General features: G+C 49.0%; 7 protein-coding genes and 1 pseudogene. All 8 read right to left on the reverse strand.

Features of this window, described 5'->3' with window-relative positions; translation table 11 throughout:
- A complete protein-coding gene (locus tag MHH78_RS24140) occupies window positions 1-1044 on the reverse strand; it encodes a hypothetical protein (RefSeq protein ID WP_341169066.1) in 1044 nt (347 codons plus the stop codon).
- Window positions 1045-1076: 32 nt separating this feature from the next.
- Window positions 1077-2114, reverse strand: a complete 1038-nt coding sequence (locus MHH78_RS24145) for a U32 family peptidase (RefSeq protein WP_341169067.1) — start codon at window positions 2112-2114, stop codon at window positions 1077-1079.
- Window positions 2115-2151: 37 nt separating this feature from the next.
- On the reverse strand, window positions 2152-3516 hold the full coding sequence (locus MHH78_RS24150; protein ID WP_341169068.1) for a hypothetical protein: 1365 nt from the start codon (window positions 3514-3516) through the stop codon (window positions 2152-2154).
- Window positions 3517-3550: 34 nt separating this feature from the next.
- Window positions 3551-3826, reverse strand: coding sequence for a phosphopantetheine-binding protein (locus tag MHH78_RS24155; protein ID WP_341169069.1), 276 nt, complete (start codon window positions 3824-3826; stop codon window positions 3551-3553).
- A gap of 36 nt (window positions 3827-3862) precedes the next feature.
- A complete protein-coding gene (locus tag MHH78_RS24160; protein ID WP_341169070.1) occupies window positions 3863-4105 on the reverse strand; it encodes an acyl carrier protein in 243 nt (80 codons plus the stop codon).
- A complete protein-coding gene (locus MHH78_RS24165) occupies window positions 4098-7103 on the reverse strand; it encodes a condensation domain-containing protein (protein ID WP_341169071.1) in 3006 nt (1001 codons plus the stop codon). The genes MHH78_RS24160 and MHH78_RS24165 overlap by 8 nt, the downstream gene beginning before the upstream one ends.
- Window positions 7084-11454 (reverse strand): aminotransferase class III-fold pyridoxal phosphate-dependent enzyme, encoded by a 4371-nt coding sequence (locus MHH78_RS24170; protein ID WP_341169072.1) that lies wholly within the window; start codon window positions 11452-11454, stop codon window positions 7084-7086. Before MHH78_RS24170 ends, MHH78_RS24165 begins: the two co-directional genes overlap by 20 nt.
- A gap of 87 nt (window positions 11455-11541) precedes the next feature.
- Window positions 11542-12261: pseudogene (locus MHH78_RS33975) on the reverse strand (beta-ketoacyl [acyl carrier protein] synthase domain-containing protein); the annotation flags it as partial.
- Window positions 12262-12331: the final 70 nt, after the last annotated feature.

Raw genomic sequence — 12331 nt, forward strand, 5'->3', positions numbered from 1 at the left:
TCATTCACCTCCATAATTCAAGCTTTCAGCATATGTACCATTCTCCCAAAAACGCTTATAGTACACCAACTCCAGTTCATAGACCCGTTCTAAAGAAGAAACTGCGCCAAGAATGGAAGCCTGGCGATAGCGGCCTGAGAACTGGTATCTTGCGATTATTGCACGGATAGTTTTCCACAAGTCCAAAATATCCTGTTGCAGCCTCTGCACGCTATCTTCCGGCTCAAACAGCACTCCGTGCAAATAGCTCTGAGCCCGCTTAGCTTCTATAATGTCATTCAAGCCCGGGAGCATGATCCCGGATGTATCATAAAGCCTCTTCTCGTCCCGGCAATTCGCCGTATAGCTGTCAATGAACCCGCGCAGACCGGAGAGACCTTCTGAAATCTCTGGCCTTGCAACCTGAAGACTTCGCACATATTGCACTCTGGCTGCTGCGATATCCTTAAGCGGCCGGGACGAAGCCGTCGCCCCAAAACTATGGAACGACAGCTTGTCCGGCTTATGGAGATGCTGAAGATACCCCTCATACATACAGCTCAAATCCTCCAGAGCGATTGATGTTTCCCGGTAATCCAATACATCGGATCTGCTTTGCTCAAGAATCTGTACCATTCCGGTCTCAGAATTCAAGCCGTAGGCCAGCAGCGAATGATGCCAATGCATCGTTTGGTAGCAATCCTGCCGGATAGGCTCGTAGAAGCAATCGACATTTACAATAACTGCCCTGCCGCGGCATAGCGCTTTTGTCAGATCATATGTGAATCGGTTAGTTATCCCATACGCTTCCACATCGATCCCTTCATTCAGCAGAACTGCCTCTAATTCCTGCACATGGCAGCAGTCGGCAGACAGGAAGCGATGCTCTGTGCATCCTTCCCAGCTATAGATCAGCGGACTATTGACCAGAAGGTTAATCACATTACTTCCCCGCGCAATCATTACCGGAAATAATGCACTGTAGAAGCAGTTCAAAAAATAAAACTCATTAAATGGCTTAATACCAGAAATGGTCTGGTCGCCGTTTCCAGGTATATACTGCATAGCTCCTCCTGTCCGCTCTATGCCGGCACTGTTCACTTGGATGTTACAGATTCAGGTCTAGTCTCATTGTCCTCATGCGGCAGTCCACTTGGGTAATAGCAAAGATAGCTGCAGCGGTACCCTAATTCTTGCCGTATCTCGGCTTCCTGGCGCTCAGGCTGCTCTGTGTTCATTTGGAGCGCAGATTTAGCTATACGGATATCCTCTGCCAGATTCTCCAGCGCTCCGCCGCGGCCCACAACCTTCAGATGAGTGACCCCAATGGATTCCAGCTCCTTGATCCGGCACATACCGCAGCCCCAGTTTCCCACCTCATGCCCGGCTGAAGCGGGCTTGCTTTGCTCTGCCTCCCTGCTGTGAAGCTTGTTTTGAATCCCCGTCATTTTATGCAGATAGCTTTCTGCACGTTTGAACCGGCCATTGTCTTCAAACCGGCCCGGCACCATCGGTATTTCACATACCGGCGACATTTCATCACAATGTGTTCCGTTGCAAAAAGCTCCGGAATAAAGACAAAATGCATTTAGGAAGAAAGCCTCGTACTCCATGTCTGCAATCCCGCTGCCTTCAATGACACTGCGGATATTGCCCAAATTAATTTTCCGCGGGAATACAATCCGGGACACCTTAGCTTGATTTACGAACTGCACAGTCTCCCTGTTATAAGTTTCAACTTCTCCACTGATATGAATCTGGCAGTCAACTCCCTGTTCCCGCAAATAGAGCACAAAACTAAGATCGGCCAGAATGAAGGTATTGAACCCGATATCCATCAGCCGCCGGATGTGTTCAACCACCTCATCATACTGTCTGGCTAAATAATAATGGGAATTCATCGTAATCTTGACTGGAATTCCGTAATACTCAACTTTTCTTCCGAGAATCTTCATGGAGCTGAGGTTAGTAATATTATGATTGCCGAGCAGATATTCTCTGCGGTTAAAGGGAAGCAGGCTTGAGTACTTTTTAAGCCATTCCCCTGGTACATACCCGCAGTAAAATTCATCTGCTCCCGCTTCCGCAAGTGTCTCATATGACTCAGCATTCGTTAATGGCGTTACAATGTTCATCTTATTTCCCCCGCATTCATAGATTGTTGTGAAACCGTCAAACTGCAGAATAGACAAGGCGGTCAACCTTGTCCTTAAGCGCAGGAGCCCAGCTCTCTGCATCGCTGATCAGCGAAAGATCGAGGCCAAATACTGTATTGCCATTGCCGATCATATTCAAATGTTTGGGGAACTGGAATAATAGTTCGGAACAATATTGGGGACATGCTCCCACATAATCGAGTTTGCCCAGCTTGCAGTAAGCATTTAAGTGGCAAAAGGTTGCAGTATTGATCTGGAAGAACGGAAAATGCAGGCTGTGCCCTCCTTCTGGAATGCTTACATCCGTCTGGTTGCATTCGTATTCATATCTGGACATTCCCCATTGGGCCAAATACTCACGAAAAAAGTCGCTGTTCAGTGCATTCTCTCCCAGTTCCTTACGGAATTCTTCGAATCCCCACCACCATTTAGTTCTCGTATCCTTCTTCCGCTTGTTCAAAAGCCGCCCAAGCACAGGGACAAGTAACGGATATTCGCGGAGAATCATCAATTCCCCCCAGTCATTGATGATCACCTCAAGCTGAGTCTTATTCTGTTCGCACCAGCCGGACAAGGCATCGAACATCCTTATCATGCGCTCCCTCTGATCGTCGTACATATAAGAGATTACCACCGTAACCTTGAATCCTTCTTCACTGGCACGGTCCATCAAGGCTATCATTTTATCCAATTCAGGAATACGATTCGGACAGAATTCGTTGCCGATATACACCCTCTTAAAGTCCATGTGCGAGATGCCGGCAGTGCTCAGTTCAAACTTGTCCATGTTCTCTTGTATCACTTCAAGAATGGAAGTCTCGAGGCATTTACCAAAAATTTTATCGTCGTTAATATTAAAAGCGAGCTCGGCTGAAGAAAGCAGGCTCCTCCATGAAGCTGAATTCTCTCCAGTCTGCAGATTCTGCACCTTCTCTTTCCAGTCTGCAGCTTGATCCACATAGGAAGCCCAGAATTCTCTGTCTTGCTCCAAGGGATAGAGCGGGAGGTTCTCTTCTTCAAAGAAACCGGAGCTTCTGATTTTGGCGATGTCGCCATGTACTTCCCTCAGCTGCAGGAAATGATTAAGCCGTTCTACCCGCGAAACAAAGATAGCTTGGTTCCCGGAGATTAACGGAGGTAGCTCAATCCGGCATACATACGAAAAAGTAAGCTCCTCTATGACGGTAACTGGACAGTCTGAAAACTCGAATGTCGTATACTTCCGGGTAGAAAAATCAATAATGTCGATTACACAGCTTGCCGGCCCGTCGATAGGTTCTGCACATTCCAATGTGACGGATTCTTCCGTAAGTTCAAGTATTCGGACTTCCTGGCCTCCGGCAGTAGCGAATGCCAGTGAAGTTGAAATCATTCCATTCATTTTCTGTTCCCCTTTAGATGGATTCATAATTCCTTTATGATCGGTCCAATTGCACTACGACATAAATCCGCTCTCTCAATTCCCGTAAGGTTGAATATTTCTGGTAGCTCAGATCTTCATCCTCAAACTCGATATCAAAGGCTTTTTCCAGACTGACCAGAAGCTTGATATAAGTTAATGAATTAAAAAGGCTATCGGTTTGCCAATCAAAATTGATTTCGTTATAATCACCGCTCAGCGTTCCATCAGAAATAAGGTCATTTATGATTTGGGTTAATTCCACATCTATGTCCTGCTTTGTCATTATCATTTGATCTTCTCCTTTTTCAAACAATGGATAGTATGATCACACTTCCTTGCGGATTAATGAAACAATGTCCTTCACACTGCCGAACAGTTCATAATTCATCTGATTATCTTCAAACACAACATCAAACTCTTCTTCAATAGCTACCACTACTCTGATGAAGTTCAGTGAATTGATCCCTAATTCCCTGAAATTTTTATGCAGCACTTCAGCGTCATCCATGGCTTGATTTCCGGTATTTTCTTTGAGAATGCGTACGACTTTGATTTCTGTTTCATTCATGCTCTCTTCCTCCTTGGGGCGGGTATACCAGTTGTTTAACAATATCTGCATAACGGCTCAGCCACTGTTCAGCCTGCGGCTTCTTAAAGTAATAGCCATCATATCTTAAAATCAGTTTGTGATTATTAATCGGATGCACGTACATTCTAAATGGGGCACTTACATATCCTGCTTCTGAAAGCGGTATGAACGATAGATCCTCCCCCATACTCTCTGTAATATCCATCGGAAAGTTAAGATAGACGAATGCCCCGGTGTATACAGCCTGCTGCAGACTCTCAACGGGCAGTTTGCACCACTCGGCAATTTGCTGGAGCGTCTGATACTCATAAGGCTTTTGCCGGGTCACTTTTTCCTGAATCATGCTCAGCCAGGACAGTCTTTCGTCAATATCCCCCAGCGTGCCATTTGCAACACGTAGCAGCACTGTATTTGAAAAAAGACCCACAATGCTATCCGCATCATCCAATGATTCTGGTCGTCCAGAAACGATCATCGATATCAGAACATCACTGTTCTCCGCCATCTCAGCCTGCAGCATAGCCCAGGCTCCAAGAAGGATGGTATGGGCGGTAATGCGGTTCCTTTCTTTAAAAGATTGAATATGCTGCAGCACTTCGGCACTTAAATCCGCTATTATTTCTTCCGGTTCATAATGGCTGCGCATTTGAACGGGAGGCCGGGATATAGGCGGGACCCAGCTGCTTAACTCCTTGACCCAATAAGATCTGGCTGCTTCGACATCCTGAGCCTCGAGCCACTTCGCATAACAGATGAATGGCTCCGCCGGATTCAGCCTGGTTTCCTCCCCATGCACAAATGCCGAATAAATACGGATAACATCGTTAAAAATCAGGTTGGAGCTCCAGCCATCAAACAACGAGCTTTGACATACCAGCGCAAATATCCATTCCTGCGGAGCAGATGCAAACAATAGTGCACGAAGAAGCGGAGGTTCAGCAATGTTGAACCCCGTTGTCCGTACTTCTGCCAGTCTGCTCCGGTATCGTTCCTCCCGGAACTCCGGGGCGAGCTCCAGCAAATTCTCCTGCTCCAGCTTAAATTCGGGATCTTGATATACAACTTGGAGGGGATGGCTCAGCCGCCTCCACAAAAATCCCGAGCGCAAGACGGGATGTCTCCTTATCGTTTCCTTTAGAGCGGCTTCAAAAAATACCGGTTGTAAGCGTCCGTTCAGCCGATATTCCATAATAACAACATCAAGCCCCGTATTCCGGTAGTTCAGGTTCTGAGCGAGAATCACCTGCTGCATCGGTGTTAGCGGATAAATCGCTTCAATTCCGGGACCGGAATCCAGCATATCTTTGCCATATTTGCGGTCTTTCTCGCTTCGAATTAATGCGAGACTCTCTTCCACGTATCTTTCCTTGAGGACAACATGTTTGTCCTCAAAAATCTCATCCAGTCCTTTCCGGCTAAGTGCCAGTGACAATGACCTGACCGTAGGTGCAGTGAAAATGCATCTGATGTCCGCCTGAAATCCTTCCTTGCGCAGCCGTACAGCCAGCCGCATCGCCGAAATTGAATCAAGTCCCATATCAAAAAAATTATCATCAAAGTCCAAATTCGTTCTATTAAGCACCTCCATGACCGACCTGCCAATGGCTTCATAGCGCATGGAACTGTCCGCCTTATCCGTAGGCAGCCACCATTTTTCAGCAAGCGCATGTCCCATCTGTGCCTCTCCGGTATTCCGGCCGGCATTTGCCCCATCGCCGGGGGCGATAAGATTAATCGTCCCGGGCTGCAGCTGTAACGGCAGCTCATCCTTGATTTTTTTTCTTACAGTTGTTTCATCGCAACCAGCCGAAGGTTCGGCAATCGCCAGACAAACCAGCGTTCCTCCGCCAATCTCCATACGCACCTCCCGCAGTTCCGGCAGAAAGCTGAGTATTTCTTCAAGTAAGCCCGGGTCTGCTTTTTGAAGATCAGCCGAAGCGCTGCGAATATACAGGCTCCCCTCAGGATCGTAGAAACCTTGACAATCTGTTATGGAATAGGAATGATTCCAGTGAGTATACAGTGTTCCCACGGCACCGGCCCAAGGGCGGTGTTGCCTTTCATTCAAGAGGATGCAGTTCCCGGGGGGCAGCGGTTTACCTGCCGGTACAAGCTCATATTGCCCGTCAAAGGGCAAAACTTCCTCATAGCTATTTTGGTAAGCCAAAATAAACGGTTCGCCCCGGGCAGATAGAAAAAATCCGCAGAGACCATTCACAAAATTTTCTCTATACAGGTCCAGGGTTCGATTGAGCATGGAATGCGCTCCTATAGCAAACACACGTAAATTACTTTTATCCTGCTCCACCCCGGTTCTCAGCATAGTCCGCCAGATCCGCTCATGAGCCACTATCGTCGTATTTGCGCTGATTCCTTCAAGGTCAAGAGTGGGCTGAATAGAGAGAGCCGCCTGTCTCCCCGCTCGGATGAAAGCGATAACTAGGTCGCATACCGTTTCAGGGTTGAGCCCTTTGACCGCCACAACCATATTCTCGCCCACCCGCAATTGCAATGCTGCCGATAATGCACTGTAATAAAGCTCCTGCTCCCGCCCGTTCATCCGCCATTCCGTGCCTTTGCCGGTTAAGCGGACAGCCGCTCCAGGAATTGCACTTTGCTGAGACTGGTAACCCGCTTGCGCATCTCTCCCGTCTTTCTCAGGATTGAAACAACGCACTCCTTCAAGATCGTTACGGTCCGTAAACATAATGGAGATCGAATAACTAGTTACTATTGCCTTTACATCCTCAGAGGACAAGCAAGGGCGGCAATAAACATAACTCCACCCCGACTTAACCGCAGCTTCCATGCAACAGGCGGCAAACAGGGGAGAAGCGGTACAAATTCCTAGAACTGCCCTTTCAGGGAGGTCCTCCTGCAGCAGGAACGTCCGTAGCCTGGATACTTCTTGCTCAAGGCAGTTTAGCTGAAACTCATGGACTGTACTCTCATCCCGGCTAACCAATGGATGCAGCATAACTATTCTCACCCCGCTCATCAATGAAATCAGCAACATTCCGTTCCATGGCACCAGGCAGTTCTTGCAGTAGTTCCATATAGTACTCCAACCAACGCTGCGCAAAAATATGCGGTATCCGTGAGGCATTATAAGATAATGCCAGCATGATATTCTCCCCTCTGTCCGAAGCGTCCAGGAACAATTCATATTTCCCTGAAGGCCCTGAAAAAGCAATCGGCCGCTCTGTTTCTTCCGTATCCGGCCCTGCGGCTGTGCTGCTGCGCTCCAGGTTGAACGCTGCTGTTATTCCAGGCAGCAAATATTCGGACTGCGTAGCGCTCACTTCTTCCATCAGCCGGTGATGGGAGAAGACCTGATGGCGCGAGACAAGCATGATCTGCTTCTTAATCCCGTTCAAGAATTCACCTATTGTCGAACCTGGATTCACCTGGACTACTACAGGTAAAGTTGAGACACAATGACCGACAAGTTGCTCTACTTCCATGTTCAACTGCCCGGAAAAGGGGACTCCAATAACGAAACAGGACTGCCCCGTCACACCGTACAAAAGCAGTGCGTAGGCCTCGAAAAGTATTGTAAACAGCGTTGTATTGCATTGTTTGGATAGCTGTCCCAGTCTTTCTTTCAGTGCCCCGTCCACCAGGCAGCAGACCTCTCCGAACACAGTGAGGGAAGTTCTCGATTCCCCAAAAGGATTAACCGACAAGTCTAGCGCTTCAGCCGGTCTCCGGGCTTCTGCACTCCAGAATTCAATGGCTTCGTCTGCCTCCTTGCTTTCGTTGTATGCCGCAAGAAGCTGAACATAATCGCTGAATCTGCCAGCTACGGGGAGCGACAGTGGAATGCCCTGTGATAAATGGGCATAGATGGCCGAAAAATCATTTATAAAGATATCCATAGACCATCCGTCCATGATCAGAGGGGAGGCCATGACCGCCAGTATGTGCCGTTCCTCCGATTCACGGATCAGCAGGGCACGAATCAGCGGTCCTCCTGCGTCATAATCAAAATCCTTTTCCATCGCCTCTATTAATATGGACTCTGACTTGGCGGCATGTTGTCCAGCCTCGCCGGAGATATCCCTGAACTCAAGAACAGTGTCCACATGTTCTGAGATGAACATCGTTTCGTTCTCAATTCGTACAGTCCGCAGAATTTCATGGCGGTTAACAGCCTGCCGAAACGCCGATTCCACCCATCGCTGATTAAAATCACCGTGTAAAGGCACGATTGTTCTTTCCATAAAAGCTTGCGCTCTCCGTTTATTACCTATATAGGTCAGCCAAAAACGAATCTGGTTCTCTGTCATCGCTACCTTGGCTGGCTGGGAATGAAAAAATGCTTCTGAAATTCCCCCGACGGTTAAATTCTGCTCCGGCAGAGTGAAATTAAAGCAACCCCGTTCGCTCAATTCGCGGCAGCTTTCCATAACGGCATGGGCGAAGCCAGCGACCTCTTCACTCGTATGCGCAGTAGACAGAAAACAAGTTCCTCCCTCCCATAAATAGAACCCTTTCTCGATCAGCATGTAGTAAAGAAATCGCAGCACTGAGGTTTCCTGCTCCACCTGAAATATAAAAAGGGAGCCAAATTGCGCGATCCGCAGCGGAATCCCGCCTGCTGTGAAGAAGGCGTTCAACCCTTCGGCCAGTTGTCGCGTCCTGCGGTTAAGCTCCGGATAGATGCGGTCTGCATCGGACTTGATTATCGTCAGAACTTCCTTTGCCGCTGCCATTGAGACCGGATGATGACAGAATGTCCCCCCGGTATGTGCCAGAAAGTTGCTGGGAGCAGAATCGTCGCCATATTGCCATTTTCCGCCGTCTACCCGATCCATATAAGCAGCTTTACCCGCGAATACTCCGATCGGCATTCCGCCGCCGATAATTTTACCGTACGTGACCAGATCTGCCTCAACATCGAAGTATGCCTGTGCTCCGCCAGGATGAATACGGAATCCTGTAATAATCTCATCAAAAATCAGGGCGATTCCCAGTTCTGATGTCAGAGCACGCAGCTGCTGTAAGAAGACCCCCGGGTCTACGCCAGGATTGCGGCTTTGTACAGGTTCAACCAGGACTGCTGCCAGCTCCGAAGCGTGTTCTCTGATTGCGTTCAAAGCTGAATTATCCAGATACTCCAGAACCAGTACATCCTGAACCATAGCTTCAGGCGTTCCTAAGCTGAGTGGAGCTGCCTGTCCTGCTTCACCGGATATGTCTCGCCTGACATAAATACCGTCAAATGTCCCATGAAAGGAATCTGCAAAAAGCGCAACTTTGTTCTTACCGGTCGTTGCCCTAGCTACCCGCAGCGCATTCATAACAGCTTCAGTGCCAGAATTGCAGAAAGCGACCCTTTCCACACCGGTAATTTCATGCAGCAGCTCAGCAACCTCTCCGGGAGAAGAGACCAGAGAACCGAGAACAACCCCGTCCTCCAAACAAGCGCCTAGCGCCCGGGAGATACGCGGGTCATTATACCCAAATAGATTGGCACCGAAGCCCATGGCAAAATCAATGTATTCGTTATGATCCACATCCGTCATCCGTGATCCCTTCGCTGCAGAAGCAAAAATCGGATAGATCAGTTCCTTCCATGGTTTGCTAAAGCCCTGTATCATTCTTCCATTGGCCCATACTCCGCGATACTGCTGTACCAGCCGTTTTGAACCCGCTGTCCGCTTTTCATACCGGCCAATAAGCTCAGCGAGCTCAGTTTCCTGCCGGGGCTGCAGCGGTGTACTGAATTTGACCATAAACTTCTGCTGCAGCCGATCCGGTGCCGGTGCCGGTGATGCATAATTGGTTCGGACTACTGGCTCAGAGGCTGCAGTCGTCTTATCCAAGAGCGCTACCGGGGACACAGGAAGGACGGCTCCAGTTGTGCGCGCTCCCATAAGCCAGAGCTGCTGTGTCATAACCTCCAGCTGTCCTTGTATAAGTCTTTCAAGAACACTTCCAGACTGGTCTTGCATTGGCACCTTGTTCGAATCAGGCCTTTCCCCAGACTGTGGCTTTACCTGCGAAGGAGTGTCCACGGTCTGGGCCGGGTGGCTGTCCTCCGCTGCGGCAGCAGCAGGTAGCTGAAATTCCGGAACGGACTGCTGAATATGCCTACTAATCTTGGCTAAGGTGTCCAGTTCTCCAAACAAAATTTCAGGTGCGATATCCAAGCTGTAGCTGTTTTTAATTTTCTGTTTAAGCTGGACAATGGAAATAGAATCAATGCCAAGTTCGAACAATCCCGCATTCTCGTTGATATCCGCAGGATCAGCATCGAATAGCGAAGCAATAAAGTGCTGTAAATCTTTCAATACCACTGAATGTAAGTTACTGGCAGCCGGAGCTGCTTGTTCCACCATAACCTTCACCTCTATGGAAGAAGACTCCGTATCTTCTCCTAAGTCTGACCGCAGCCAACAGCGTTTCCGGTCAAATGGATAAGCCGGCAGACTGGCCGTAACGCCTGACCATGTATTACCAGCTGCCGTCCAATCGACTTCCACACCCGTCATATACGCTTTCGCGGTATGCAACGGCTGTGCATAATCCGCAATAAGGGAGAGCGGAGAGTGTTCCCTTATTGCACTTCCCTCCAGCAATATAACATCTAACTTTCGCACCATTTCTGCTGCCGTTTTCCCGCATACGGCCACTCGTTTGGCGTAGTGTGCCCTGTGTTTTTGAGCTGTGCAGCAGATTTGGGCCAATGGCAGATCAGGACCTTCTCTCAGAAACGCCGCATATCGCGCAACCAGCGCTTCCAGTGCCGGTTGTGTTTTTGCGGACAGGGGCAGGATTTCTACTTTCTCTGCTCCAATCCATGCGCCCTCTGATCCGGCATACTCTTCAAGAATGACATGACAGTTCGTACCGCTCAGGCCAAATGCACTTACCCCGCAGCGTCTGGGCCTCCCTGTATCAATGTCCCAATTCTGTTCTTCACCCACGACAAAGACCGGGCTGCCCACAAAATCAATTTGTGAATTCGCTTCATGAAAATGCAAATTCGGATACAGCTTCCGGTTCTTTAGAGAGACAATCGCCTTGGCCAGCCCAAGTAAACCCGCCGCCGAATCTAAATGGCCATAATTCGTTTTAATTGAACCAATCCCACAAAATTGTTTGCGCTTGGTGTGCCTGCCGAATGCCTCTGTGACCGCCTGGACCTCAATTGGATCTCCAAGCTTCGTACCCGTACCGTGCGCTTCTATATAGGAAATTGAATCAGCATTCACTCCTGCATCCTTCAACGCACTGACAATCACCTCTTCCTGCGCTTTCGGGCTGGGAGCAGTGATTCCGATGGAAGAACCATCATTGTTACAAGCACTTCCTTTAATCAAGGCATGGATATGGTCCTTGTCCCGCAGTGCGTCGCGAAGCGGCTTAATGATGGTAATAATGCAGCCTTCTCCTTGTCCTGTCCCATCTGCAGTATCGCTGAAGGTCTTGGCTCTGTAATCGCCGGATGCGATATCCGGAAGCGCCTCCTGTTTCAGCCGGACTGGCTGGGTCAGCAGATTAATTCCGCCAACCAGCGCCATCGTACATTCCCCGCTGCGCAGGGAGCGGCATGCTTCGTGCAGAGCAACCAGGGACGATGAGCAGGCCGTATCAATACTCAGGCAAGGTCCCGACAGATCGTAAAAATAAGATACACGGCTCGCAAGCACCGATGCGATGTTGCCTGGGCCTGCGAGTACACTCATCTCAGGCTCCAGCTTGCGTACCCTCTCGTAGTAGCCTGTGGAAGCAGGGTAACCGACAAATACGCCAGTATGGCTATTTTTGAGCATTTTTTGTGTATAGCCAGCTTCTTCGAACGCATGGCAGGCTGCTTGAAGAAACAACCGCTGGGCCGGGTCCATCAGTTCGGCTTCCTTCGCCGTAATTCTAAAGAACGGATAATCGAAGGCAGCAATGTCCTCCAGATATGCTGCCTCATTTATAGTGTAGTCTTCGGGCTTCACCCCATTAATTCCGAGGAATTCTACGGTATCCAGCATTCGCTGCCCGCTCAATGTTCCAATGCAGTCCCTTCGTTCATGGAGAACTTTGGCCAGCTCCTGCAGACTGGAAGCGAAAGGCAGTTGGACTGATATACCAATAATGGCCAAATCACGGTCAGTCTTAACTGTTTTATGGTCCATGGCCAGAGGTGTTGTCTCTCTTCCCGATTTCAACGATTTTAACAGGTCATGCACTCCTTCTCCCACTGGA

The organism is Paenibacillus sp. FSL H3-0333, from assembly GCF_038002805.1.
Lineage (GTDB): Bacteria > Bacillota > Bacilli > Paenibacillales > Paenibacillaceae > Paenibacillus_AQ > Paenibacillus_AQ silagei.

Excerpts from the sequence above, each read along its gene's own strand:
- MHH78_RS24165 (WP_341169071.1), bottom strand. The coding sequence starts at position 7,103 with ATGCTGCATCCATTGGTTAGCCGGGATGAGAGTACAGTCCATGAGTTT.
- MHH78_RS24155 (WP_341169069.1), bottom strand. The coding sequence starts at position 3,826 with ATGATAATGACAAAGCAGGACATAGATGTGGAATTAACCCAAATCATA.
- MHH78_RS24150 (WP_341169068.1), bottom strand. The coding sequence starts at position 3,516 with ATGAATGGAATGATTTCAACTTCACTGGCATTCGCTACTGCCGGAGGC.
- MHH78_RS24140 (WP_341169066.1), bottom strand. The coding sequence starts at position 1,044 with ATGCAGTATATACCTGGAAACGGCGACCAGACCATTTCTGGTATTAAG.
- MHH78_RS24145 (WP_341169067.1), bottom strand. The coding sequence starts at position 2,114 with ATGAACATTGTAACGCCATTAACGAATGCTGAGTCATATGAGACACTT.
- MHH78_RS24160 (WP_341169070.1), bottom strand. The coding sequence starts at position 4,105 with ATGAATGAAACAGAAATCAAAGTCGTACGCATTCTCAAAGAAAATACC.